The sequence below is a fragment of the Roseibium sp. RP-7 genome, from assembly GCF_053005225.1.
The window spans coordinates 3,020,902-3,046,401 of the sequence record NZ_JBRKQA010000001.1 but is presented as its reverse complement, the minus strand read 5'-3'; the positions used below and the strand labels follow the sequence as shown (position 1 = coordinate 3,046,401).

The 25,500-nt window shown below is 57.9% G+C and carries 16 protein-coding genes; 6 read left to right on the top strand and 10 right to left on the bottom strand.

The features are described 5' to 3' along the window. The first annotated feature begins 37 nt into the window (after positions 1 to 37). Positions 38 to 1,594: a DHA2 family efflux MFS transporter permease subunit gene (locus tag ACVDG9_RS13655; RefSeq protein ID WP_022998347.1), complete on the top strand. Its 1,557-nt coding sequence runs from the start codon at positions 38 to 40 to the stop codon at positions 1,592 to 1,594. 42 nt (positions 1,595 to 1,636) lie between these two features. Here the strand turns inward: ACVDG9_RS13655 and ACVDG9_RS13650 are convergent, their stop codons facing one another. Genes ACVDG9_RS13650 through ACVDG9_RS13640 form a run of 3 tightly spaced genes read right to left on the bottom strand, consistent with a single transcriptional unit; the run spans position 1,637 to position 6,858 of the window. Beyond that, complete coding sequence (locus ACVDG9_RS13650) at positions 1,637 to 3,691, bottom strand: S8/S53 family peptidase (protein WP_447238207.1); 2,055 nt, start codon at positions 3,689 to 3,691, stop codon at positions 1,637 to 1,639. A gap of 32 nt (positions 3,692 to 3,723) precedes the next feature. After that, entirely contained in the window at positions 3,724 to 5,013 is a 1,290-nt protein-coding gene (locus tag ACVDG9_RS13645; protein ID WP_447238206.1) for a phosphatase PAP2 family protein, read from the bottom strand. A 45-nt stretch (positions 5,014 to 5,058) separates the two neighbouring features. Next, positions 5,059 to 6,858 (bottom strand): adenylate/guanylate cyclase domain-containing protein, encoded by a 1,800-nt coding sequence (locus tag ACVDG9_RS13640; protein ID WP_447238205.1) that lies wholly within the window; start codon positions 6,856 to 6,858, stop codon positions 5,059 to 5,061. A 774-nt stretch (positions 6,859 to 7,632) separates the two neighbouring features. Here ACVDG9_RS13640 and ACVDG9_RS13635 point away from each other — a divergent pair. The 3 genes from ACVDG9_RS13635 to ACVDG9_RS13625 are packed head-to-tail and all read left to right on the top strand — an operon-like array spanning position 7,633 to position 11,452. Beyond that, positions 7,633 to 9,081 (top strand): tyrosinase family protein, encoded by a 1,449-nt coding sequence (locus ACVDG9_RS13635; protein WP_447238204.1) that lies wholly within the window; start codon positions 7,633 to 7,635, stop codon positions 9,079 to 9,081. Position 9,082: 1 nt separating this feature from the next. Next, on the top strand, positions 9,083 to 9,907 hold the full coding sequence (locus tag ACVDG9_RS13630) for a DUF2182 domain-containing protein (RefSeq protein ID WP_447238203.1): 825 nt from the start codon (positions 9,083 to 9,085) through the stop codon (positions 9,905 to 9,907). A gap of 18 nt (positions 9,908 to 9,925) precedes the next feature. Continuing rightward, a complete protein-coding gene (locus ACVDG9_RS13625; protein ID WP_447238202.1) occupies positions 9,926 to 11,452 on the top strand; it encodes a gluzincin family metallopeptidase in 1,527 nt (508 codons plus the stop codon). Here ACVDG9_RS13625 and ACVDG9_RS13620 read toward each other — a convergent pair whose 3' ends face one another. From ACVDG9_RS13620 to ACVDG9_RS13610, 3 genes are all read right to left on the bottom strand, one after another. Next, positions 11,453 to 11,938, bottom strand: coding sequence for a hypothetical protein (locus tag ACVDG9_RS13620; protein WP_139314078.1), 486 nt, complete (start codon positions 11,936 to 11,938; stop codon positions 11,453 to 11,455). A 411-nt stretch (positions 11,939 to 12,349) separates the two neighbouring features. Further along, the gene (locus ACVDG9_RS13615) at positions 12,350 to 12,931 is read right to left on the bottom strand and encodes a dienelactone hydrolase family protein (RefSeq protein WP_447238200.1); all 582 of its coding nucleotides are present in this window, start codon (positions 12,929 to 12,931) and stop codon (positions 12,350 to 12,352) included. A 323-nt stretch (positions 12,932 to 13,254) separates the two neighbouring features. Next, entirely contained in the window at positions 13,255 to 14,790 is a 1,536-nt protein-coding gene (locus ACVDG9_RS13610; RefSeq protein WP_075282088.1) for an arylsulfatase, read from the bottom strand. A 495-nt stretch (positions 14,791 to 15,285) separates the two neighbouring features. On the opposite strand from ACVDG9_RS13610, the gene ACVDG9_RS13605 reads away from it, so the two are divergent. After that, positions 15,286 to 16,269, top strand: a complete 984-nt coding sequence (locus ACVDG9_RS13605; RefSeq protein ID WP_228930263.1) for a SphA family protein — start codon at positions 15,286 to 15,288, stop codon at positions 16,267 to 16,269. Positions 16,270 to 16,392: 123 nt separating this feature from the next. On the opposite strand, the gene ACVDG9_RS13600 is transcribed toward ACVDG9_RS13605, so the two are convergent. From ACVDG9_RS13600 to ACVDG9_RS13585, 4 genes are all read right to left on the bottom strand, one after another. Beyond that, positions 16,393 to 16,833 carry a hypothetical protein gene (locus ACVDG9_RS13600; protein ID WP_447238199.1) on the bottom strand — a complete coding sequence of 147 codons (441 nt, stop codon included), beginning with the start codon at positions 16,831 to 16,833 and terminating at the stop codon, positions 16,393 to 16,395. Positions 16,834 to 16,931: 98 nt separating this feature from the next. Next, entirely contained in the window at positions 16,932 to 18,431 is a 1,500-nt protein-coding gene (locus ACVDG9_RS13595) for a DUF1254 domain-containing protein (RefSeq protein ID WP_447238198.1), read from the bottom strand. Between the two features lie 124 nt (positions 18,432 to 18,555). Next, complete coding sequence (locus tag ACVDG9_RS13590) at positions 18,556 to 19,965, bottom strand: DUF1254 domain-containing protein (RefSeq protein ID WP_447238197.1); 1,410 nt, start codon at positions 19,963 to 19,965, stop codon at positions 18,556 to 18,558. Positions 19,966 to 20,317: 352 nt separating this feature from the next. After that, a complete protein-coding gene (locus ACVDG9_RS13585) occupies positions 20,318 to 24,001 on the bottom strand; it encodes a vitamin B12-dependent ribonucleotide reductase (RefSeq protein WP_022998392.1) in 3,684 nt (1,227 codons plus the stop codon). A 641-nt stretch (positions 24,002 to 24,642) separates the two neighbouring features. Here ACVDG9_RS13585 and ACVDG9_RS13580 point away from each other — a divergent pair. Beyond that, a complete protein-coding gene (locus ACVDG9_RS13580; RefSeq protein WP_208993526.1) occupies positions 24,643 to 25,353 on the top strand; it encodes a response regulator in 711 nt (236 codons plus the stop codon). The last annotated feature ends 147 nt before the right edge of the window (positions 25,354 to 25,500 follow it).

The window sequence follows — 25,500 nt, the reverse complement described above, 5'->3', positions numbered from 1 at the left end:
TTTCGGCTGAATGACCGCCGGTTCAAGGCTACGTAACATGAGCGAGACGGCACAAAGCGCATCCATCGACGGACGCAAGCTGTTCACCTTCCTCTGCATGGTGTTCGGCATGTTCATGGCGATTCTGGATATCCAGATCGTGTCCGCGTCCCTGTCGGAAATCCAGGCCGGGCTTGGGGCCTCCCAAGACGACATACCCTGGGTGCAGACAAGTTACCTGATAGCGGAAGTCATCATGATCCCGTTGTCCGGATATCTCTCGCGCATGCTGTCGACGCGCTGGATGTTCGCGCTGTCAGCGGCCGGTTTCACGGTGATGAGCCTGATGTGCGCCACTGCCTCCACGATCGAGGAAATGATCGTCTACCGTGCCTTGCAGGGGTTTCTCGGTGGCGGCATGATCCCGACGGTTTTCGCGACGGCTTATCTGATTTTCCCGCGTGAGAAATTCAACGTCATTTCACCGGTGATCGGTCTTGTCGCAACGCTGGCACCGACCATCGGTCCGACGCTCGGCGGTTATCTCACCGAATTCGGCTCCTGGCACTGGCTGTTCCTGATCAACGTGGTGCCGGGCATCTTCGTTACGCTTGCAGCTGTTACCCTGATCGATTTCGACGAGCCGGATCTGTCTCTGCTCGATCATTTTGACTGGTATGGCTTCGCGGCCATGGCCATCTTCCTCGGTTCTCTGGAATTCGTTCTTGAAGAAGGCTCGGGCGAAGACTGGTTCCAGAGCGGCGAGATCGTTTTCTTTTCCGCAATCACTGTGCTGGGAGCTGCGATCTTCTTCTGGCGGGCGTTCACGGCGCGAGAACCCATTGTCGATCTGAGAGCCTTTGCCGACAAGAACTTCGCCATGGGCAGTCTTTTCAGCTTCATCATGGGGGTGGGGCTCTACGGCCTGACATATCTTTATCCGGTCTATTTGAGCGGCGTTCGCGACTACACCTCGCTGCAGATTGGCGAGACAATGTTCGTGAGCGGTCTTGCCATGTTCCTTACAGCCCCGATTGCGGGGCGGTTGATGTCCGTACTCGATCCGCGTGTGATGATGGCAATCGGTTTCTCCGGCTTTGCGATCGGCACCTACATGGTGACCGGTATTACGCACGACTGGGATTTCTGGGAGCTGCTGGTGCCGCAGATCCTGCGTGGCTGCTCGCTGATGCTGTGCATGGTACCGATCAACAATATCGCCCTTGGTATGTTGCCGCCGCAGATGATCAAGAACGCATCTGGCCTGTTCAACCTGACCCGGAACCTGGGAGGTGCTGTCGGACTTGCGGTGATCAACACGCTGCTGACCAATCGTCAGGATTTCCACTACGAACGTATTTCCGAAACGGTCAACTGGTCGCGTCCCGTCGTCAATGAGACATTGACCAACATGACACATGCGTTTTCGGAACTGGGTCAGAATGCGGAAACAGCGGCTTTGAAGACGTTGTCCGGCATCGTCACCCGCGAAGCGTTCCTGCTTTCCTTCTCGGATATTTTCCTGATCCTGACAGGCTTGTTCCTCGCTCTTGTCGCCGCGCTCTATTTCGTGGAGCGACCGAAACCGGCACCTGCCGGTGGTGGCGGTCATTGATTTCAAGTCAGTGGATCATCCGGACGAGCACTGCCGTGTCGATCAGGCCTTTCTGTCCGGTCCGAAACGAATTCTTCGTTGCATTCGGCCGCCGCCAATTCGCGTATTGGCCGGTCTTGACGGTGGCGGATGATCGTCAAATGCGGCCTGTGCACTCACGTCACCCTTCGTTGCGGTTTGGCCTTGTGCAAGCCTGTCGGCCATCCATCGGGCAACCTGAGGTGTCGCGACACTGGTTCCATTGAGAGACACCAGCGATCCGCAGCGTGATCCGGCGCTCAATATGCCTAGCAGGACCGGTGTGTCGTCGCTGACCGCGGCTGCATCCGGACCGTTTCTCGTCGGACCGGTTGCATTGAATGCCGTTGTTACCGGGCCGGCGGCAGAATAGCCGGCCAGATCGTTGCGGGTTTCGACATATCCAGCAAGAACGGCGGGAAACTCGCCGCAGGCAAAGCCGCTTATGGTGCCGCTGCGCTTGACCAGGCAATCGGATCCGGGCGGATCGATCGGCAAGGGGGCCCCAAAGCTGTCGAAACGCTGATAGTCGTCATTGTCGAAATAGGATTGACGTCCCAATGCCGGGAACCCGGGCAAGGTTTCGTCGCGCCGGATCCAGACCTGTACCCGGTCGGTTTCGGTCAAGGCAACATTCTCGATTTCGATTTTCCAGACACCGGAAGGTGCCAAGTCATCCGTGACGTCGTGATGAAAGGTCGGATGAACGCCGACGACAATGCAACCGCGCCAGGTTGGCGCGTGGGGAGGTGTGTAGAGGATCCGGCCGAATTCCACATTGTCTCCGGAATGGAGGATCGCAGTCTCTCCAGGCACTGTTGAAACCGGCGTACTCCTCGGTCCCACGGGAGGCGTAACGCGTACTCTCACAAGGTTGTCGGGGTTCTCCTTTGGCGGCATCCAGATTTCGACGTAGCTCGCGCTGCGGTCGTCAGGTTGAATGCGCCAGTCTAGGCTTGCGGGCCTGACGTTACCCGTATCCTCATCCGTAAAGGTAATCTCCGCGTGGGTGCGCGCCAGATTGCCGTTCCCGGCAGGAAGAGCCACCTGGATTTCACGCTGGGTGGTCGAGTGAAGCTCGTGATCGATCTTCGCTTCGATCAGACCGGTACCATCGTGCGGTCCTGCAAAATTCCCGAAACTGAAATTGACCACCAGCGGGATCCGCTTGCCGTGATCGGTCTCGAGCCGGTAGCGTTCCGCGTGTATCTTGATGAAGTCGATCGCGCGTCCCAGAGCTGGCAGGATCTGCGCTCCGCTGACATCCATGGTGAGATCGGTTGGCAGCTGCACGCAGATGATGGGGCGCGTGTTGTCCTTCGTGCCGGGTTGGTAACCGGCGGCAAGTCCCATCACATGGGTGCCGTGGGACACTCGCATGGCGGCCGGCTTGAGCCCGGGCCAACTGTAGTCGATCAATCCGCACTGACTGTAGAAGCGGTTCTCATCGAGGAGCCCGCTGGCCGTGTTCGCGGCAAGCAACCCGTCGATTTCGCTCCTGGCAAGGGCGTGCCCCTGCGGGACGACGAGGGTGCCGGTCCGCGGTTTGGCGTCCATGATCCAGGCAAAGGAAACGCGTGACGCATTTGGGTCGGTTTTCCGGAAAAGTTCATGGCCGAACGCGATGCCGTTGTCGATGACAGCGGTAACAACGGAACCATCCTCGACAAATATTTCCGGCAGATTGCCGGGCATGATCTGCGCGCTCGTGTCGAGCTGTCCAACCGGAACGACAGTCCCAAGGATGATGCGCTTTATGCCGAGTTGTCCCGCGTTCCTCGTCGCTTCCTGCAAGAAGAGGTCTTTTGCGTAGAGTGAGGGATACAGGATCGCTTCTTTGGCCGCGCGCTGTTGCGCGGTATAGAAATTCGGGATGAGGACTGCGTCCTCAAGCCCGTTGCCACCGCCGATATCCTTGGCCCTGGCGATCAGATCATCGAGTGAGATGTCATCGAGCTCGACGAGGATGTCCCACCAAGTGTCTTCTTCTCCGGATCCGAACTTTGCTGCAACAGCCAGCCGCCAATTCGTGACCGGATCGATTGAAAATTCATCAAGGGTTCCGTTGGTATCCGACATGACTTGACCTCCGGTTCGACTTTGCTATGCGATCACGAGCCGTCGTCTTCCAAAGGCGAGGCACCATCACCACCATCCTCGAGTGTTCCGCCACCGCTGCTGCCACCGGCACAGGGTTCCCTCAGGTCCAGCCATTCCTGCTTTGCGCGGTTCCACAGCCAGGCCAGCGGCCTGGATTGAATGGTCGTGCCGGTGAGGGACGTTGTGGTTTCGTCGGCCCAGGCTCCCGGATCCTTCTGCGTGTGGGTTGCCGGATCATAGAGCTGTGTCCAGTCGAAATCCCGGCTGTCAGGATACTGGTCGCCGTGGAAAGCCCATCCCTTGATTTCATTGGAACCCTGGCACCGACCCGCGAAATAGGCGCCGAGCGTAAGTCCGAGAATTGCGCCGGCCTCGCTGTCTACCGGAAAATGTACACCCGCGACGGTGCGGTTTACTGCAATGCGCGAGGCCTGACGCATGAACATCTTGCCCCAGATCGTGTCGTCATAAGGCACGACACCGGCATCCCTCAGGAGGAGCCAAAGAACCCGGGCCAGCGTGAAGGCTTCCGTTGAATGACCGCTCGGCAGGGTGCCATGCGTGGGCGTCAGGATCATCGGCTGGATCTGCGGGGAGAATTCTATCGGACGCTTGCAGGCCAGGGCATACTTGATCCGCATCTCCACCAGGTTGGCGAGACCCTGCGCGGTTGCCAAAAGCTCGATCGTATATGGTGTCCGAGCTGGCGCGATAAATGCGATTGACCGCAGAAATTCAACAGGTGTGCTGAGTTGGGCGATAATTTCAGCCGCACGATCCTGCCGCAGGTCTGCATAATTTGCCACAAGATCGAGCTGCTTCTTGAAGATCGCCATGGTTGGGCGAGACATCCTGGCGAGCATGGCATAAGCCGCGAGTGGCGTATCGGTCCCGTCAGGGTTGCTGGTCACGTTCAGGTGCCATACCTGAGCCGTTCCGGAGCACGTTCCCTCAAACTTGAAGGTGAAGCCGAGCCTCGATGCCAGTTCAAGTGCGTAAATGCTTTGCCGGACTTCCGGAGAGAGGCGGCCTAGAAAAGCATCGTATTCCGGGCAGTTCTCCTGGATGGCCGCCGTAACAGTCTGCCAGGTTCCGGCAATGCCATCGTGATTGGTGATCAGCGCGTTCACGATCAGCGGTGAATCGAAGGAAGGGGCGCCGCCGAACCCGCCAAAACCGCCAAATCCCCCGAAGCCCCCAAACCCTCCGAACCCGCCAAATCCCCCGAAGCCGCCGAAGCCCCCAAATCCTCCAAAGCCCCCGAAGCCGCCTGCCGGATATGCTGTTTCCCTAGGTGTCATGACTAACTCTCCCTACCTTTTTGATTGGCCGGTTCCGCTCCATTCTCAGGGCGGCAGTCCGGCTTGCCTTAGGGTTTCGGCGAAGTCCTTCCCAACCTGAAACTGCGCACTTGGCGAATTCTTCAGCCAGCGGCTTACGGTCAGATCCGGCTGACGCTCGCGCAATTCGCTGATGGTCTGAGCTGCCAGTTCGGTGTGTCCAAGACGCATTTCCGCGACAGCCTTGGCACGCAGCGTCGAGGTGTGCGCGCGGTTGGAGCGGAGCGACTGGTTGGCGAACTCGAGAGCGCGGTCATATTTTTCGGCCGTAACGCAGGCGGATGCCGCAAGCGACAGGAAAAAGTACCTGTAGGGATCGATGGGAGACAGGCGGAGGGCCAGTTCCGTGTCCTTGACAGCCTCCTCGCCAGCTCCCTTGAACGCGAAGAGAGTGCCGCGCAGCAGGCGGCCCATGGCGTAATTCGGATTGTACTCAAGGGCCATGTTGTAACGCTGTTCAGCTTCTTCGAGCTTGTGCGCGAGATTGGTGAGGGCAAATCCTTCGGACACAAGGGCCGTGACATTTGTCGGGTCGTGGTCGAGCGCGGTTTGCGTGCAGCTCAAGGCACGGGATTTTTCGCGCTCGGGCGAATCCGTCCACCCCTGTTGAACCGCCAGAACGTGCCATTTTGCCTTCCATGCCAGGGCCATTGCGGGTTGGCGCGACGAACGGTGAATCAGTTCGTCAAGAAGTTCGGCGGCGTATTCGAAATGGTGGCGCGAGAGCCTGTAGATCAGTCCGATAGCACTCATGAGAAGCGAATAGGCATCGAGTGTCTGCATCGGGCAGGACAGTGCCTGTTGCACCTCGCTCCGGAAGATTGCCGCGTGGCAGTCCTTGGCGAACTGATACATGACGGATGAATCGCTAAGGAGGGTAGGAACCTCCTCGCTCAGGCGATCCGACCAGATCACGCGACCGGTTTTTGCGTCGGCGAGTTCCGCGTCCAGAATTACGTGGTTCGCATCACCGCTATAGGTCCCCGACAGGACAAAATCCGCCTGAAGCGTCTCCGAGATCTTGGCAAGGGAGATGTTCCGCATGCGAAAACCTGTCGTCGACAGGCGGGAAATGACATTGAGTTCCGAGGAACGGGACAATGCGACAATCAATTCCTCTGCGAGCACTTCACCGAGCACGTAATTGTCTCTTGATCTGCTGCGTGGCGTGAAGGGAATAACCGCGACGGTGGGGAACAGGTCTTCGAATTGCTGTAACGGAAAAACGCTCGGGTGGGTTCCCACGGGATGGACCCTGAAGGCCCGCACCGTCTCCGCGACATTCTTGAGGTGGCAATCACCAAGATCCTCGAATTCCGCGTCGAGTTCGCTTGCCAAGGCATCCCTGACCTCGGCGGAGGCAACAATCTCTCCGGGCCGGGCAAGTGACATGAGACGGGCGGCAATGTTGACGTGACTGCCATAAATGTCGTCATCGCCGGTGGTGAGCACGTCACCGGTGTCGATACCGATGCGAACCTGCAACCGGTTCACGGTAGGGAGTTGCTCGTTGATCTTTGCCAGTTCCGTGGTGAGACGCATTGCAAATCGGACTGCACTCGTTGCGTGCTCGATTTCAGCCAGAATGCCGTCACCCAATGACTTCACGAGCCTGCCATCGTGTTCCGGCAGAAGGTCATCTTTCAGGTAGGCGACAAAGGAAAGCCAAGCTCCTATGGATGCATTGTCGGCGGTCGTAAATAGCCGCGCAGATCCAACTACGTCGGCAAAAAGTATTACTTTCTGCCGATTCTCCCATTTTTCGAATAGCCGTACGGGCTTTCGGTATTCAGCGGCTGCCTGCATGAATTCCCTCGTAGCGACAAAATCGCTCCACCTGAAAACAGTCTAAAATCAAATATTAGGCACCAATTTTTTCGTAGAAATAATGAGGTAATTAACAATGATTGTTTCACGTAGACAGATTTTCACACGCATTTTCAACGCGAGCTGCGCCATGGACAGGCGAAAGCGCTCTGTGTCCACTTGCGTGCTCGATAATATATTTCCTTTTGTCGCTTCTAGCTTGCCTCCAATCTAGTCGTCTGTAAAGCAATACATTTATTACGCTAGGGAAGTTTTTCTTAAATATTTGAATTAGATTGTTTTGGGTGCTCACTTGCACGCGATCGTCGGAAAATAGGGAGGCGATGTGCTCTCGGTGCAATAGTCACTCGTGAAGCCTTCCGGCTGTCCTTTTCGGCTGTTTTCCTGATCCTGACAGGCTTGGTTCTTGCCTTTGTCGCTGCGCTCTCTTTCGTGGGGTGGCCGAAACCGGCACCTGCCGGTACTGGCGGAGGTCATTGATCCGCGTGGGCAGGCTATCTTGCCAGTCGAAGTGATTTCGTCTTCGAACGCCGGGAAGAGGGGATCTTGGAATATTGCAACTTTCAATGCACGTAATGGTATTGCTACCGCATTCCGTCAACCTGGGGTGTTACATCTTCGTTATTTCATGCTAACGTAGCTGCCTGTTTGAAAAACAGATTGATGCGCTTTTGATTTGCAAGCGCCACAAGTAAATTTTCGCTTTTCAAAATTCAGATGACTGTTCTCTCGAGTTTTCAATGGGAGGAAATAATGGCAGGCATAAGAAAAGACATTGCCAAGCTCGGCGGGCCATGGTCCGACACGATGCTTTGGTATGCGCGAGCCGTTGGTGAACTGCGGTCGCGCCAGTTGCGTGATCGGACAAGCTGGCTCTACCTGGCAGCGATCCACGGCATCAATCCGCAGGGCTGGATTGACCAGAACATCATTTCACCGACCACGCCGGCACCAAACGCCGACGAGCAACGATTGATGTTCAACCAGTGTCAGCATGCGGGTTGGTTTTTCCTGCCCTGGCACAGGGGCTATCTGCATGCGTTCGAGGCAATCCTGGCAGACTGGATTGTCAGCCAGGGCGGTCCGACTACATGGGCATTGCCCTACTGGAATTATCTCAACGGGTCTGATCCTGCGTCTCGAGACTATCCGCAGGAGTTTCTGGACAGCACCATTCCGGGTGACAACACGCCGAACCCGTTGGCCAACGCGTTTCGTGGCCCTGCTGTGAAACTTGGTCCGCAGGCCTGGATCAATGTCGACATTTCGCTCAACGCGCAAACCACGCAGACCGTTTATACATCAATCCCCGGCACGCTTGGATATGGCGGTCCTATCAGCGGCTTCGACCAGCAGGGCAATGCCTATGGTGCGGTCGAAAGTGACCCGCACAATTTCGTGCATGTCATGGTGGGCGGCAACGTACCGCCCAGTCCGACCGGTTGGATGTACGATCCGGATTTTGCCGGTCTCGATCCGATCTTCTGGGTTCACCATTGCAACATCGACCGCTTGTGGGCCGCCTGGATGACCGGGGGAGGCAACTCCCAGGAAACCAGCCGGCCCTGGCTCAACGGGCCCTTCCCGCGCCAGTTTGCGATGCCGGACGCACAGCAAAATATTTCCATTTTCACGCCGGAAGACACGCTTCCGGGCGCGGCTCTTGCGCCGGTCTATGATAATCTGATCGATGGAACGGGCATTACGCCCACCGTGGGGATTGCAATGGCCACCACACCGACAGGTCGGGGCACTTCGACACTCGTCGGGGCAAACGACGAGGTGCTGCAGGTTACCGCAAGTCCGGTAACGGCACGCGTGAAACTGTCAGCAGCGCCAACTGCGGCCCTTGCTGCTGCAGCCCCGGCCGCAGCGGAGCGACTTTATCTCAACGTTGAAGGTGTCCGGGGAAATTCTCCGAGCGGTGTTCTGTCCGTTCGTGTTGTTGCGCCAGGCATACCGGATGCGGAAATTAACGAAACTCTGGTGTTCTTCGGCCTTGGAAAGGCCAGTTCAACCGACGGTTCGCACGCAGGCAACGGCCTGTCATCAACCGTGGAAATCACCGACAAGGTTGCGGCCATGCAGGCGCGTGCTGGTGCTGCAATCCAGGAGCTTGAAATTAGCCTCGTTCAGCCAGAGGGAGCCTCGTCGGAAATTACCGTCGACCGGATCAGCATCTACCGTCTCAGGGTTAGATGACATGTCCCGGCTGGCAGCCTTTGCCGTGCAGACCAGTCGGGGCGCAATGCCCTGGCTGATTGCCTTGAGCGCGGGCAGCTACCTCCTGCTCGGTTTCGCGCAACCTGCTTCGAACGTCGCGGCTCTTTGCGGGCGCCTGAATGTTGCGCAATCCGTTTTCCTGCCCGCACCGAACCTTCAATTCTCGCAGATCTTGCAAGCGGTAGCCGCGGACTGGGTCCTGATGGTCGTCGCCATGATGGCGCCGCTGGTTGCTGCCAATCTGTCTTATGTCGGCCGAGTGGTGCATGCGTCCCAAAAGGTGGCTGCAAGTATTTCATTTCTGCTCGGTTATCTTTGCGTCTGGATCTTGTCGGGCCTGTTGCTTGTGCCACTGGCGTTTGTCCTGGCGCTTGCCGGCGCCTGGATCGACCTGTCGTTGGCGTTCGGTGTCGCTGTCGTTTGGAGCATGTCCCCGCTCGCCCAATGGGCCAGAAACAGGTGCCACGGCACCAGCCGGATTGCAGCTTTCGGACAAGAGGCACAGGCTGATGGTTGCTGGTTCGGTCTTCGAACCGGGGCGGCCTGTGTGTTTGCTTGCTGGCCCTGGATGCTTGTGCCTTTGCAGGTGGAGACCGGCCATATTGCCGTGATGGTGCTGACAGGTCTCTATCTTTTCGCCGACCGGATTGCACCGCCTGCCGCACCAGTCTGGCGCCTGCCTCCGGCACTGGAAACTGTCCTGGGGGTTTCGCTCCTGCCAGGAGGACGCGGACCAAACGGGCACAGTCTGCGCCACACCAAGCCGCTTGCTGCAACAAGCCAACCTGTCCGGACACGCCATTGACGGTCAGAGGAGGAAATCATGCCGATCAATTTCATTCCGAACGACCCGAGAGCCGGACACCCGCCTGCAGCCGTCATCGAGGCGCATGCTGAGCGGCCAGATGAACTGGCCCGGTATGTCTATCTGGGCTCCGTCCCGGAAGACACATATCCAACTGACAGCGACGGCTTTCTGTTCTGGCAATGCCGCGAGGCCGCTCTCAGAGTCATCGACCTTTGGGAGTTGATCGACGGGAGCACGCTGACCACGTGGCAAAACGGGAAAACCTTGCGGTTGAAACACAAGACACCGGGGCAGCCCCAGCTCAATGCTTTTTACGACAGGCTTTCGCTCTCCTTTTTTCAGGTGGATGCTGCCGGGGGAGACAGTTACCGCTCAGGGGCAAGTACGGATGTTGTCGCACACGAGGCGGGTCATGCCTTTCTGGATGCAATTCGCCCGGATCTTTGGGGTGCTTTTCAGGCGGAGCCGGGTGCTTTTCACGAAGCCTTCGGAGACTGCATCGCAATTCTCGTCGCGCTTCAGGACGAGGCGACCCGCAAGGTGCTTGTGGATCAAGGTCTGTTGAGACAGAAGAACTTTGTAGAGTCCACTGCAGAGGATCTGTCCCACGGTATTGCTGTCCTGGTCGACGCAAATCACAATGCGGCGGTCCCTCGGCGCGCTCTCAACACACATCAATGGGTGATGCCGGCCTCCTTGCCGGTGTCAGGTGGCCCGGGCGTTCTGATCAACGAAGTACATTCGCTGGGCATGATCTTCAGCGGTTGTTTTTACGACACGCTGACGAACATCTATCAGTCGCGCGGTGTGGAGAGCGAAAAAGGATTGCTGGCGGCGGCTAGGACGGCGGGAGAGTTGCTGGTTGCTGCTGCGCGTACGGCGCCACTTAAACCTCGATTTTTCCAGGCTGTCGGCAACGCCATGCTGATTGCGGACGGAATGCGCAATGCCGGGGTCAATGCCCAGGCGATCCGGGACGGGTTCGAGAGCCATAATGTGCTGTTGAATGCCGAACAACTGACATCCCCCACCGTGGTTCTGGCTGGCCGGCCGCCTTCGGAAACCGTTCATTCCGTTCGTGATGTGCTGACACAGGCCTCCCGCCGCAGCCTGCTGGAAGTCACCGGAGATGATACGGATCAGCGGTTCTACGGCAGCCGGGTTCAGCTTGGCGACCAGTCGGTAGCAGCCGTTCGGCGGCGCCAGAAAGTCTCGCTCGCAGATGTCGCCAGCGATCTGGAAGGCGTCTATTGCTACGTTGAGGAAGACGTCCTCATCGGTGAGCAAAACGGGAATGCCGCCCTGCTGGGCGAGGTGGAGACAGTTCGGCAATCCGCTGTCGAGGCGCAAAGCTTTGTCTTCAGCCTGCATGCCGCCGGTCAGATTTCCGAAGAGGCCCACAGCCAGGCGGGCGACGATACGATCGGTGCGGTGAGCCATGTGGTCAGTAACGTGGGGGAGGAGCGTCGATTGCTTCGAAAGCGTTTCAATTGCCGGTGTCACGCTCTTCCAGGTACGGCAAGAGCCTTCCTGTGCACTTGATCAGTTGAAGCCCCTTCGCCGAAGTATGCGTCTGCCGGTCTCATCAGTTTCGACATAGTGCGTCGGTTGACCGAGCAGTGGCGACGCCATGCCTTCAAGCTCTCCTGCTTCAGCTTGGCCTGTCTCACCTGGTGCCATCTCAAGCTGGCCATTGGCCCGCAGACTTTGAATGTAGGCCTTTGCCTCCTGGATCGTGTCTTCAGCAACCTCTTTGAATGCGACAGGGTGAGGGCTGTCCGGCTGTTCAATGACAAATGACGTGGGAAGGTTCAGGAAGAGGCCGGAGAGGGCGCCAAGTGCGCTGTCTTCCACGGATATCAGGCAATGACCTTCTGCTTCGATCCGCTCCGGGCGGAACGAAACTTGCTGGAGGTCGACAACACCTTCCGCGGCCGCTAGAACCGGCAGCACCAGTTGCAGGTTCTCGGCCGCGTTTCTTCCGGTTTTCCGGGCAATTTTCAATAGCATTGCCGGCCAGCCAGACATTCCATCGGCGCCAGTCTCCTCCAGAAGAAGTTTCGGTAAACCTGGCGGGAGAGCGGCGTCCGTGCTGCCGGGTCCGGCGTCGATCAAAACACATTCCGATGCGGGATCATTTACCGCGAAACGTTCCTGCAATTCTCTCAGGATTGTTGCGTCAACACCGGGTTTGTTCGTCTCAACGACTTGGGAGGGGCCAGCTGGAAGCTGTAGCTCTCTCAAGGTGGACAAGACTGCAGCTGCGTCATTTGACGAGCGAACAACCAGCGCAAAGGCAAGCCGAGCTCCCGTTTCACCTCTCATCTGGCCAATCGCATCCAGTGCCTCACAGACGAAGGGTCTGAGGGCGCCATGCGGGTCAAGAAGACTGTCCGGTGTCAGAAGCAGCAAGCGCAGCAGTTTGGCCTCCTGGTTTCCTCAGACGCGTCGCAGGAATTCAATGACCCGCCGGGTGAGCAGGGCAGACGCTTCTGCATCAAACGATGGTAGCGAGCTGTCGGCGAAATAATGCTCCTCTCCGGCATAGAGAAAAAGAGCCGCATCCTCTGCCGTTTCAACGATCTCGCGCGCGGCATCGATGTCACCTTCGCCGACGAAAAAAGGATCATTGTCCATTGCGTGGATTTGAACAGGGACGCCGTTAGGCCAGGGTCCAAAAGACCAGTCACCGCTGATCGGCAGGCAGGAGTGGATCAGCAAGGCAGCCCGTGCTCCAGGCCGGGTTTGAGCTAGCTTCTGCGCCGGTAGCACACCAAACGAGAAACCCGCGTAGACGAGATCGTGGGGGAGTTCATCTGCCAGACGGACACCGCGTTCACGCATCTCGTCAAAGCCGGTTTCCTCGATGAAGGCGAGGCCCTTCTCGATGCTGTTGAACGTATTACCCTCGAACAAATCCGGCGTATGCACTTTGTGGCCGGCCTTTCGCAGATTTTCTGCAAACTTCAGCACCCCGGAAGTCAAGCCAAGCGCATGGTGAAACAGCAGAACCTCAGACATCTGGCTCCTCCAGAAGTGGAAAATAGCACGCAGCAAGGCATCGTGTCATCGGTGGGCGCATGCAACGGCGCGACCCGTCTCAGGGGACGCCTGTACGTCTAACGGACTTCTGGCTTTCCGAAGCTGATTGGCAGCGAAAGCGGTCACAGGCGGGACTGCGCGCGGGCAGGAAGGAGGTTGAGCGATCCCTGTTTTCATTTCGGGGTGGCGGACCTCCCGGTGATCTTCACGCGCCGCGCTTGTTGCCTGGCATTTTTGCCTTCCGGACTTTGTGGTCCGGAAGGCTGTATTGGTGGAATTGAAGATCTGCCGCTTGCTTAGGCTTACTGCGGTGGCGGCGCAGCGTTCATGATCCGCTTCGACATGTCCTCAACAGACGTGGAGAAACTGGCAATCCGCGGCGGGAATTCCTCGAAGGAGGCAACAAACTTGTTCACCAGGCCGAGTGCCGGACCGATGGCCCAGGACCTGTTCTCCTGCCATTCGTCAAATCCCCGGGCGTCGTGGAACCGTTCAAAGGGATCGAGATCGAGGCGCGTGATCAACGGGGAGGTCATTTCGTATTGGTTGCCGTTGAACCAACGGTCTTGGCTGGTGAACAGGAACTTCCATTCCCCGAAGCGCAGGCCGTGGAAAGTGGTTTCGGTGAAATAGAAGAACTCCATCCGGTTGGAAGGCCCGGTTTGGGTCAGCAACGGGGTCTGGTCATAGCCATCCAGATGAACTTTGAATGTCTTGCCGCCAATGTCCGCACCTGCCAGCAGCTGTTCCTTGATGTCGGGCTGACCCAGTTGAGACATGATGGTCGGGATCCAATCCTCCATGGTCATAAGTTCGCCGGTGGTGGTTCCTGCCGGCGTTACTCCGGGCCAGCGCACTGCCATGGGCACCTTGAAGCCGCCTTCATAACCGCCTACGCCCTTTTCCCCCCGGAAAGGCTGGTTGCCGCCGTCGGGCCAGGAGTTGGATGCCGCACCGTTGTCGGTGGAGAACATCACCATCGTATTGTCGGCGACGCCGAGTTCGTCCAGCAGGTTCAAAAGCTCACCTACGTCGTCGTCCAGTTCCACCATGCCGTCGGCATAAACATTGCCGGTGCCGGTGATGCCGTCATAATGGTCGTTCAGGTTGGTGCGATAGTGCATGCGGGTGGTGTTGTGCCAGACGAAGAACGGCTCGTTGGCGGAGACTGCCTCCGTAATGAACCGCTTGCTTTCTTCAAGCACGTCCTGGTCAAGGTTGCGCTGAACTTCCTGGCCGAACGGGCCGAGATCCTCGATCTCCTGACCACCATCTGCTTTTGCAAAGCTGTGAATGATGCCTCGCTGTGCCAGGTTCGCATCCTCGAAAGCCTGAGCCGGGTAATCCACTTGCTCGATATATTCCCCGGCGTTCAGGTGGTAGAGGATCCCGAAGAATTCATCGAACCCGTGGTTGGTGGGTAGATGTTCGTCCCGGTCACCAAGATGGTTCTTTCCGAATTGTCCGGTGCGGTATCCCAGGGGCTTGAGCATTTCGGCCAGTGTCGGATCTTCGGTCGAAAGACCTTGTGGCGCACCGGGGAGACCGACAGTGGACAGGCCGACCCTAAGCGGGTACTGGCCCGTGATGAAGGCCGCCCGGCCTGCGGTACAGGACGCCTGGGCATAATGGTCCATGAAGAGCATGCCTTCGTTTGCGATCCTGTCGATATTCGGCGTTTCGCCTGCCATCATGCCTCGGTGGTATGCCGAGATGTTCCACATCCCGACGTCATCCCCCCAGATGACGAGAATATTTGGCTTGTCTGGTTCCTGGGCTGTGGCAGCTACCGGGGCCAGGCAGGCAGCAAGTGCTGCTGCCGCAATAAGTTTCAACATCACGCGGCTCCTTCACGAACGATAAGTCCATCAAACAGCCCAATGATCCCATACGTCAAATGGATTGCAAAAAACCCTTATGCAAACTTTGGGTGTGAGTTAATGCGAGTGTTCGAACAGGAAGGGTATATGCCACCGGAAAGTGAGCTGCTGATTTCGGGACATGGTGGCAATGACTTCCAAAGTTGCGCCGACCAGACAGATCAGTGAACGTGGACGATTTACCCCAAGCGAAGTCCAATTCGTTGCTGGATAATATCCCGGGAAAATTGCATACTGGAGCTTCGCTACCAAATTGAAGTTGTTCTTTTTCTTCGGGTGTTGGGAGCTCGTATTGAAAAGGTTGCCCGGCAGACTGGCGAGCATGAGAGTAGAGGACTGCCTTCATGCAAAAATCGCTCTGTCAAACGGGCGGTAAGTGCGCAAGCAAGTGGAAACCGACACACAGGGCCATGCAGCAAACCCGTAGCGACTTTTGAGGCAGGAGAGGCGGCCGTGGGCGAGACAAGAACCAGCAAAGCACGCAGACACTCACTCACCTTGAAGGTGTCGCTGTTCGCACTGATGTGCCTTGCGGGCACATCGCAGCAGGCAAACTCGGCTGAAAGCGGTGTCGGTTTTTATCTGCTTGGGTCCAAGGGGCCATTTGCGGCGGTGCTGCCCGGGCCGGGTGTCTACTTTCAAAATGACGTCTATTTCTATTCAGGATCTGCCGGGGCGAGCCGTGACCTGCCTGTTGGCGGCAGGGTTATCGGCAATGTCGACGCGACCGCCTATATCGATCTCGCAACTGGCTTGTGGGTTGTGCCGACAAGCGTACTTGGGGGCAGCCTTGCCTTGCAGGCGACGGTTCCCTGGGGTGGACAATCCGTCGATGCTTCACTTGATGCCGGCGGAATTCTCGGAGCGTCTGTCAGCGATACGGTGTTCACGATTGGTGACCCAGTGGTTGGCGCCTCGCTGGGCTGGCACAACGGCAATTGGCACTGGACGACGGGTTTCCTCGTCAACGTGCCGGTGGGGGACTACCAGAAAGGCGAGATTGCCAACGTTGCCTTCAACCGTTGGGGGCTCGACATCAACGGTGGCGTAACCTGGTTCGATCCCAAAAGCGGTTGGGAGGTTTCCGGTGTAGCCGGTTTCACCTTCAACGGCGAAAACCCGGCTACAAACTACACCACCGGAACGGAATTTCACTTCGAAGGGGCGCTCACCAAAACCTTTTCACCCCAGTTCTCGGCAGGGCTGGTCGGCTATTACTACGACCAGATTACAGCCGACAGCGGATCCGGCGCCAGGCTCGGCGATTTCGAGGGACGCGTTGCCGCTCTTGGTGGCACGGCCGGCTACAATTTCCAGCTTGGCCAGACACCGGTCTCGACACGCGTGAAGGTTTACCGGGAGTTCGCTGCGGAAAACCGTTTGGAAGGGACTTCGGCGTATCTCACCCTGACGATCCCGCTAAGCGTGAAACAGTAGATCGGGCACAGCCCAGTCAATTTGTGGTCAATGCGAAGTGGCAGCTTATAGCCTGCGACTAGTCGCGCAGGCAGGCTGAACAACCAAAACCCGCCCGATCGTTTCCGGTGTGCAGGTCGTAAGCTATGCGTTCGGATCTGTAACCAAATGCCTCATCGCGTCTGCCCCCTTGCCGACGTCTCGAAAGAATGCTTTCGGTTCAGCTGCAATCTGAAGGGCAATCTGATTCCATTCGCCCTTCGCTGGCATCTCGCCTTGCCTGATCAACCAGCAGCGAGCCGTTCGGTAACGGTCTTCAAGGAAAGGACTTCGTTGCGCAAGCGCATCGCCTGGATCTAACAGGCAAGCCGTGCAATCCAGGCTTCGGCAAGCGTCGGGTTTCACTGGAAACCAGCGCTCGTCCGCATACCGAAACGTGCCGTACCCCAGCGCCCAGTTGATGACAGACCCAAGCGTTTTGCCGAGGTTCACGACCGCTACCAGCAGGGCAGGCGTGTGATCTCCGAGATGGATCAGCGCGGACTGCCCCAACTCGAACTGTGCAGGCAGCAGGGACACGACCATAAACGCTACCCCGGAGAGGCCGAGAAGGTCAGGGCCGAGACATTGCGCTCGGATCGGGTGTCAATGGAAAGCGGGTTACAGGTCACCCTTTCGGTGCTTCAATCCAGTTTCCTGAAATCGCCGGGTTTCCACGTCTTGTCGAACCACGGCTCGAGCGGACCATAAAGACGCATGAAAACAAAGTAGCTCTTTCCAGGAGCGGTCTGCACCCAGTTGGACTCTTTTCCCTCTGGCGCAGAGGGGCCGAAATAGACCGTATATGAGCCATCGTCGTTTGGCGTCACATCCGGATCGGTACTGTCGAGTCCGGCGCTGCGTTGGTCTGTCTCCAGCAGCGACCGAGTTTGTCCATCATAGGCGGTGAATGCCCAGAAATTGTTTACTGGAACAGGCGCCGGAAGGGTGACGGAATAGCTCTCGCCACCATCCAGATAATTGCCGTCCGAGTCCCGCACAGCCATAGGGTAGACCGAACCTGTGCCAACCTGTGGCGTCGACATGGCGGGCGTAACCCCGGTTGCGTTGTAAAACCAAAGAACCCGCTTGTCGGAATTCAGGGCTCCATCCTCAATGAAGTCGTACGGTCCGGCAAAGGAAGCGTACCATTGCCGGTCGGGATAATAGTAGACGCTACGGTCGCGGTTCGCGAAGGAGATAGAGCGAGCCGCGGCGTTGCCGATCGCCACGCCCTCCTTCAACAGGCTGCGCATGCGTTCATCCGGTTCGAACGCCTTGCCCTTCTGAATTCCAATCGAAGCAAAAAGGCCAAGGGAAACCGGGTCGTAGGCCTCGGTGGGTTCGTATTGGATGACTGCGTTGATTTCCTCGAAGAAGGTGAAATCATTTGAGTGGATAGTATTGAATTTTTTGCCAGTAAGATCGACGAAACGCTGTTCGGGTGGGCTGCCGGAGCGTGTAAACGGATAGCAACTGAAACTCTCCTTGATCCCGTTGGTCGCTGCCGCTGTGTCGCCATCCTTGACGAAGGCTCGGAAGAACCCGCCGTTGCGATAGGTTTTTGTTCGAATTTGAAATGCGTCCTCCGGAAGGGGGCCTTTGTAGCGTTCATGCGCAAACACATACCGGCCACCTTTGCCCTCATCGGGACCTACGGGGCCAAAATCCGTCACGTATCGGAAGAAGGCATCTTGAACGGGGCCCAGTACGCCCGGCGGCACGTCGACAACGACCGGTCCGTCCTTCACGTTGATTTCCATCATCGCGTAGACGTTGGTTGTGTTCGGGGTGAGAAACAAGGCTCGCGCGTCCAGCAGGTCCTCAAAGATCCCCAGATCGCATGGCTGCATTCCGACACTCTTGAACCCCTCCAGAACGGCATAAAGCGAGGCCGTTGGAACGCCCGCGATAAAGGCTTCCGTAGCCCGCGCCACATCGAGAAAATCATAGGACTTGCGGACGGTTTCCGGACTTGGCAGGCCATTGAAGAAGTCGAGTTTTCCCAAGGTCTCCGTCTCCACCACGTCGGGTGTCTGGATGGATTTTGGGACGTCTGCCTTGAATTCCTGAGCCGTTACGTCTCCGCTGGCCGACGCAACAAGCGCCGAGAGAAGCATTCCTCGCGTCAAGAAACTGTTCATTTGCTTCTCCTCGTACACTCGGAATCGACGTCCATCGAGGGTATTCCACCTCGAGGTAGACCATCATTCAATTTGTTTCCGGGCCTTTTGCAATTTGCCGAAATATCGACAAGGTGCATTCGGTTCATGGCGCCAGCTGCATCGGCGGGAGTTTGTATTCTCCGTTTATCATCACCTCGTCCGGCCCGTAGCAGCGCAGCGTGACAAAGAAGGGTCCATCAGGTGCCGGTAGCCAGTTGGCTGCCTCGTTACCCTCAGGCTTCTCATGCTGGACATAAACCGTGAGCGACCCATCATCTCCGAACTGCACGCCTTCGGTTCTGTTGCCGACCGAATAGCGGTCGATGGGGTTGGCGACGAGGTAACGCCCTGGCAAGTCGAACAGCGTCACCGACCAAAAGAACTTGACGTTCGGAAGGTCTTCCTTGTCGAAATGAATGACGTATTTATTCTTGCCGTCGAGGGGCATGCCATCGGCGTCCATCGACCACTGGCTGTAGAATGCCTCCTCGACGGAATTGGCATAGATCCCGGCATATGCTCCCGCGGCCCGATAGAGGTAATTGTTCTGCAACTGTTCCCGCGAGCCATAGACTTCGCCGGAATTGGTTAGCGTTGGCATGACTTTTTCGATCTCTTTCAATCCGTCTTGAACGCCGTCCTCCAACGCTTGTTGAACCTCTCGCGGCAGAGTTTTGAGGTCAAACGGCTGGCCGGCTTTCACGCCGATTTTTTCGAACCTCGCCAGCAGGTCCGTTTCGGAAGGGTGGGGGCTTGTGAACTGGAGCAGGAAATTCAGATAGGCGATGAAGTCGGCTGACAGGGCTCGGCTCTCGTTCCATGCCGGCCACTGGAGATCCGGTGCCGGCACAGGCGGTCTTTGCCCGGCAAATTCGCTCAGTGGCTGCAACACATAACTGTGCTGGACGCCCAGCATCTTTTCGACGTCCGCCTTCCCCTTCAGTTCCGTGCGGGTGAGGGTACCCACGAATTCGCTTTCGCTGCGAAATACCTGTTTGATAGCGGTCGGTACCGGGCCATCCCAATCCGGTCCCGCAAAGAGGTAGCTCCCCGCTTCAAATCCGGTCGCGCGCGCGCCGGTGTAGGCGAAGTTATGGGTGAAAAGGTCGAACCATTGCTGGGTGTAGTAGCGGTCTTCGGAAACCTTTGGCAGGCTCAAGACCCACGGTTCCGCCCTCAAATCGAGCCATGCCCAGGAATAGGGCGTGTCGTTGTTGGGGGCGTTGATATCCTTGTCATCCGGAGTGTTCAGCCGTGTGTAGTGGCGATATCTTCCAAAACCTCCGATAAACCCCGGATCTAGCGGATCCTGGGTCTGCGACACCATGGTCTTGTAGCCGTAGAGCATTGGGTAGGCGTAGATGAACGCCTCCTTGGCAATCTCTCGGACCTCGCCGGGGGACGCGGTAATTGACTGAGCCTGAAGGGGATGTACTGGCGATCCGATCAATACGATCGTGACAGCCGCGAGAAATCGCACGAGGGTTGGACGCTTCCGAACTTGGATGTGCATTTCGCTCTCCCGAGAGTGAACTCGTTCGTTTCGATGCTTGCGTCAGGCTCCAATTACCTGTCGCAGTAAGGATCCATCCTCAACAAACCAAAATTGTTCTTTGTCATCGTACAACCTAAAATTAAGGGGCACAACGATTGCTTCGACCTTGGTCAAAAGGCGAAGCGGTTATTCGGCATCCACCGAAAAACACAAAACCCGCCCGATCGTTTCCGATGGGCGGGTTCTTTCGTTTGGGCGCCGGGAGCCGCGCTGTGGCCGGTGGGAACCGGCCTGGGCGAACTCCCGGCTAAGCTTTGTGTGCGATGGAATTCAGACTTCCGGCCGGTGTCGGCCAGAAGTCTGTTGATCGTCAGCTGCAGCCGCTGGTGGAGCCGCAGGTGTCGCACTTCAGGCAGGTGCCGTTGCGCACCATGGTGAAGTTGCCGCATTCCGAGCAGCTCTCGCCTTCGTAACCCTTCATTCGGGCCTGGGCGATCTGCTGAGCCGCGGTTTTCACCTGTGGGGCAGGGGCCGAGGTCACTTCGACAGCGGCAGCTGCTTCCGAGCCGCGGGCGAAAGCCGTTGCGACGGCGGAGGTCTGGGCGGCGATTGTTGTGCCCAGTTCCACTTTCACCGCTTCGGTGATCTCGCCGGAAGGCTCGTTGCCGGCGACGAGACGGAACCGCTCTGTCTGGCCGCGGACGAGGCCGTGGGAAACCACACCGCCGGAGCTGCCCTTGTCCATGGTCTTGACCGCGCCAGCGCTGACCGGACCACTGAAGGCTTCCGGCGGGACGTGGGCAAGGTCGTGACGACCGAGATAGGATACTGCCAGTTCGCGGAACACGTAGTCGAGGATCGACGTGGCGTTCTTGATCGCATCGTTGCCCTGGACCATGCCGGCCGGTTCGAACTTGGTGAAGGTGAACGCGTCGACATATTCCTCGAGCGGCACACCGTATTGCAGACCAAGCGAAACCGAGATCGCGAAGTTGTTGATGAATGCCCGGAGAGCCGAACCTTCCTTGTTCATGTCGAGGAAGATTTCGCCAAGGCGGCCATCGTCATATTCGCCGGTGCGCAGGAAGATGGTGTGACCACCGATCTTTGCCTTCTGGGTATAGCCCTTGCGGCGGGTCGGCAGTTTTTCCTGTTCGCGGACAACGCGTTCGACGATCCGCTCGACGATGCGTTCGGCAACCACTTCGGCCTTTGCAGCCATCGGCTTGGCGGCCAGAGCCTCGAGGGCCTCGTCCTCGTCTTCGTCCTCATCGGCCAGTAGCTGGGCGTTGAGCGGCTGGGACAGTTTGGAACCGTCGCGGTAAAGGGCATTCGCCTTGAGCGCGAGTTTCCAGGACAGCATGTAGGCTTCCTTGCAGTCCTCCACCGTCGCATCGTTCGGCATGTTGATCGTCTTGGAGATCGCGCCGGAGATGAACGGCTGGGCCGCTGCCATCATGCGGATGTGGCTTTCCACCGACAGGAAGCGTTTGCCGATACGGCCGCACGGGTTGGCGCAGTCGAAGACCGGATAATGCTCTTCCTTCAGGAACGGTGCCCCTTCCAGGGTCATCGCACCACACACGTGGGTGTTGGCGGCTTCGATGTCAGCCTTGGAGTAGCCGAGGAAGGTCAGGAGATCGAATTCCGGATCTTCCAGCTGCTCGTCGGTAACGCCGAGTGCCTTCATCTGCTCGTCGCCGAGGGTCCAGCGGTTGAAGACGAACTTGATGTCAAAGGCCGACTTCATGCCGTCTTTCAGCTTGGTCAGGCTCTCGTCGGTGAAGCCCTTGGTCTTCAGCGCGGACGGGTTGACGCCCGGTGCCTGATCGATGGAACCATGGCCAACGGCGTAGGCTTCGATCTCGCCAATCTCGCTTTCGGTGTAACCGAGCTTGCGCAGGGCTTCGGGAACAGCGCGGTTGATGATCTTGAAGTAGCCGCCGCCGGCCAGCTTCTTGAACTTCACCAGCGCAAAGTCAGGCTCGATACCGGTGGTGTCGCAGTCCATGACCAGACCGATGGTGCCGGTCGGGGCAATAACGGTGGACTGGGCGTTGCGGTAGCCGTTCTTCTCGCCAAGCTCAAGGGCACGATCCCAGGCCTTCTTGGCCCGCTCGACGATCACCTGATCCGGGCAGGAGACGTGGTCAAGAGCAACCGGAGCCGTGTTGAGGCCTTCGTAGCCGTCCGCTTCGCCGTAGGCGGCGCGGCGGTGGTTGCGCATGACACGCAGCATGTGGCTTGCGTTTTTCTTGTAGCCCGGGAAGGCGCCGAGTTCGCCAGCCATTTCAGCGGAAGTGGCATAGGCAACACCGGTCATGACCGCGGTGAGGGCGCCGCAAAGTGCACGGCCTTCGTCGCTGTCGTACGGGATGCCGGAGGTCATCAGCAGGCCGCCGATGTTGGCATAGCCGAGACCGAGGGTGCGGAACTTGTAGGACAGTTCTGCAATTTCCTTGGACGGGAACTGAGCCATCAGCACCGAGACTTCCAGAACGATGGTCCACAGGCGGACGGCATGTTCGTAGTTGTCGATGTCGAAGGACCGGTCTTCCCGGCGGAACTGCATCAGGTTCAGGGACGCCAGGTTACAGGCCGTGTCGTCCAGGAACATGTATTCCGAGCATGGGTTGGATGCACGGATTTCGCCATCGGCAAGGCAGGTGTGCCAGTCGTTGATCGTGGTGTGGTACTGCAGGCCCGGATCAGCGGAAGCCCAGGCGGCATAGCCGATCTGTTCCCAAAGTTCCTTGGCCTTGACGGTCTTCAGAACGTCGCCGGAGCGGCGGGCGGTCAGGTCCCAGGTGCTGTCGTCAACAACGGCGTTCAGGAAGCCGTCGGTCACACGCACCGAGTTGTTGGAGTTCTGTCCGGCAACCGTCAGATAGGCTTCGGAATCCCAGTCCGTGTTGAACGTCGGGAATTCGATCTTGGTGAAGCCCTGCTTTGCAAACTGGATGACGCGCTGGATGTAGTTTTCCGGCACCATCATCTTCTTGGCAGCACGGATTTCACGCTTCAGGGCCGGGTTCTTGGCCGGGTCGAAGCAGTCGCCATTGTCCGCCTCGCAGTTGACGCAGGCGCGCATGATTGCGCCGAGGTGCTTCTGGCAGATCTTGGAGCCGGTGACGAGCGCGGCCACCTTCTGCTCTTCCTTGACCTTCCAGTTGATGTATTCCTCGATATCCGGATGGTCGACATCGACAACCACCATCTTGGCCGCGCGGCGGGTGGTGCCGCCGGACTTGATCGCGCCGGCTGCCCGGTCGCCGATCTTCAGGAAGCTCATCAGGCCGGAGGACTTTCCACCACCGGACAGGCGCTCGCCTTCTGCACGCACGTGGGAGAAGTTGGAGCCGGTGCCGGAGCCGTATTTGAACAGGCGGGCTTCACGGACCCAAAGGTCCATGATGCCGCCTTCGTTCACCAGGTCGTCGCCGACGGACTGGATGAAGCAGGCATGCGGCTGCGGATGCTCATAGGCGCTCTTGGACTTGACGAGCTTGCCGGTCTGGAAGTCGACATAGAAGTGACCCTGGCCCGGGCCGTCGATGCCGTAGGCCCAATGCAGGCCGGTGTTGAACCACTGCGGAGAGTTCGGCGCCACCTTCTGGGTCGCCAGCATGTAACGCAGTTCGTCGTAGAAAGCCTGGGCGTCGGATTCCTTGTCGAAATAGCCGCCCTTCCAGCCCCAGTAGGTCCAGGTGCCGGCTAGACGATCAAAGACCTGGCGGCCGTCAATTTCAGAGCCGTAGCGCTCGTCCTCTGGCAGGTCTGCCAGTGCGGCCTCATCGGCCTCATGGCGCCACAGCCAGGACGGAACGGTGTTTTCTTCTACGGCCTTCAGCTTGGCGGGCACTCCGGCCTTGCGGAAATACTTCTGAGCCAGAATGTCGGACGCGACCTGTGAAAACTGGGTCGGGACCTGAATGTTCTCCAGACGGAACACGATGGACCCATCAGGATTCCGGATTTCGCTGGTAGCGTTCCGGAATTCTACGCTGGCGTAAGGCGATTGACCTTCCTTGGTGTAGCGCCGCTCGATCCGCATCTTCTCAAGTCCCCTTTTAGATTACAGCCGGTTCCCCCGAACCGGGCTTGACCGCATTGCATCCGAACTGGCGTGGCCGCCTGCCTCTGTTCTCGAATGCCGCCCTGCAAGTTACAGGCTTCGAGCCTGTATGTAGCGTATCTTGTGTTTCTATCCACTATATATAGTGGTCATCAACAGGTTTGTCACGACATGCGCCTTGAAGTCGGCACAACAAAACCCGTCTCCCGGCTTTGGGGTCAAAGACCTGGAGCGGTACTCTTGGATACTGATGGTTTTGGATGACCGGAGCGCCCGGATAGGCACCCGACTACGCACATCGCAATGATGAGAAACTAATGTAAACGAATTCTTAAGGTCAAGGACCGAGTGACAACAGCTAGTGCCTGGATTGTGGGCAAACGCAAAATCTTGTGTGGTCGTGTGGATAATGGGGAACGGAGCGGGGACAGCGTTTTAGCAAGGGATTTAGCGCTTGCTTTCCCGGCGAAGGAGTGCCCGCCAGGAAGGCACAAGACCCTGTGGATGACGATAGACCGCATTTTATGAAAATTTGAAGAAAATGGCGGTGATCGATTTCAACCGGGTTTAAGCCGGGTCTGGTTTCATGATGGCGGGATAGGGAAAAAGGTCCGCAATTCATGAAACATCACGCCGCATTCGGACTAGCGATGGAGGACATCGATGCTGTCGTCGTCGAGGACAGCAAGCCGATGCAGACGATTCTCCGGTCGATATTGCTCAGCTTCAAGGTTGCGCGCGTGCGGGTGTTCGATTCGGTCGACGAAGCGCTCGAGGCAAGTCTCGCTGAACCACCCAACGTGATTCTCACCGACTGGCGCATGGCGCCGACATCCGGCTACCAGTTCCTGCGTCTGGTGCGGCATCGCCACATGGAGCCGCTTTGTTATGTGCCGATTCTCTTCATTACGGCACATGGCACGCGGCCACTGGTCGACAAGGCCTTGCGGGCAGGTGCGCACCATGTGCTGGTCAAGCCGGTTTCGCCGTCGACGCTTTTCAAGCGCCTCAAGTGGCTTCTTGCAGACGACCGGCCGATGATCCTGGAGAACTCCGGCTTCTACAATATCTATGGCATTCAAAAGGCCATGGATGAACAGGCGGAAAAGATGCAGTCGCTTGCCGGGGCCCGGCTGCACCACCGCGTTGCCACGCAAAAGCGTGCGGAAGTGGAAGGAGCCGTTGAGGCGGCATTCGACACCAAGGAAGAAGAGCCGGAAAAGGTCTTTGCCGGTGTGAAGAAGGAAGCGCCTCCCAAACAGCATTCCGCCGCTGCCAAACATATCCGCAATGCCGGCTTTGCGCCCTTCAAGGGGTTGAAACTTCACTGAAGCAGTCTGTTTGTGACCACCTGGGTGCGGTGTGCACCGGGCGTGACTGCGGCAATCGGCCCGCAGGCGCAAAATCCCGTTCTTTTCTGGCTGCCAAGTCTGGACAGATGCGGCCGTTGTCGCCATAGTCCGCGAAATTCCGTCCTG

Excerpts from the sequence above, each read along its gene's own strand:
- ACVDG9_RS13655 (WP_022998347.1), top strand. The coding sequence starts at position 38 with ATGAGCGAGACGGCACAAAGCGCATCCATCGACGGACGCAAGCTGTTC.
- ACVDG9_RS13650 (WP_447238207.1), bottom strand. The coding sequence starts at position 3,691 with ATGTCGGATACCAACGGAACCCTTGATGAATTTTCAATCGATCCGGTC.
- ACVDG9_RS13645 (WP_447238206.1), bottom strand. The coding sequence starts at position 5,013 with ATGACACCTAGGGAAACAGCATATCCGGCAGGCGGCTTCGGGGGCTTT.
- ACVDG9_RS13640 (WP_447238205.1), bottom strand. The coding sequence starts at position 6,858 with ATGCAGGCAGCCGCTGAATACCGAAAGCCCGTACGGCTATTCGAAAAA.
- ACVDG9_RS13635 (WP_447238204.1), top strand. The coding sequence starts at position 7,633 with ATGGCAGGCATAAGAAAAGACATTGCCAAGCTCGGCGGGCCATGGTCC.
- ACVDG9_RS13630 (WP_447238203.1), top strand. The coding sequence starts at position 9,083 with ATGTCCCGGCTGGCAGCCTTTGCCGTGCAGACCAGTCGGGGCGCAATG.
- ACVDG9_RS13625 (WP_447238202.1), top strand. The coding sequence starts at position 9,926 with ATGCCGATCAATTTCATTCCGAACGACCCGAGAGCCGGACACCCGCCT.
- ACVDG9_RS13620 (WP_139314078.1), bottom strand. The coding sequence starts at position 11,938 with ATGTCTGGCTGGCCGGCAATGCTATTGAAAATTGCCCGGAAAACCGGA.
- ACVDG9_RS13615 (WP_447238200.1), bottom strand. The coding sequence starts at position 12,931 with ATGTCTGAGGTTCTGCTGTTTCACCATGCGCTTGGCTTGACTTCCGGG.
- ACVDG9_RS13610 (WP_075282088.1), bottom strand. The coding sequence starts at position 14,790 with ATGTTGAAACTTATTGCGGCAGCAGCACTTGCTGCCTGCCTGGCCCCG.
- ACVDG9_RS13600 (WP_447238199.1), bottom strand. The coding sequence starts at position 16,833 with ATGGTCGTGTCCCTGCTGCCTGCACAGTTCGAGTTGGGGCAGTCCGCG.
- ACVDG9_RS13595 (WP_447238198.1), bottom strand. The coding sequence starts at position 18,431 with ATGAACAGTTTCTTGACGCGAGGAATGCTTCTCTCGGCGCTTGTTGCG.
- ACVDG9_RS13590 (WP_447238197.1), bottom strand. The coding sequence starts at position 19,965 with ATGCACATCCAAGTTCGGAAGCGTCCAACCCTCGTGCGATTTCTCGCG.
- ACVDG9_RS13585 (WP_022998392.1), bottom strand. The coding sequence starts at position 24,001 with ATGCGGATCGAGCGGCGCTACACCAAGGAAGGTCAATCGCCTTACGCC.
- ACVDG9_RS13580 (WP_208993526.1), top strand. The coding sequence starts at position 24,643 with ATGAAACATCACGCCGCATTCGGACTAGCGATGGAGGACATCGATGCT.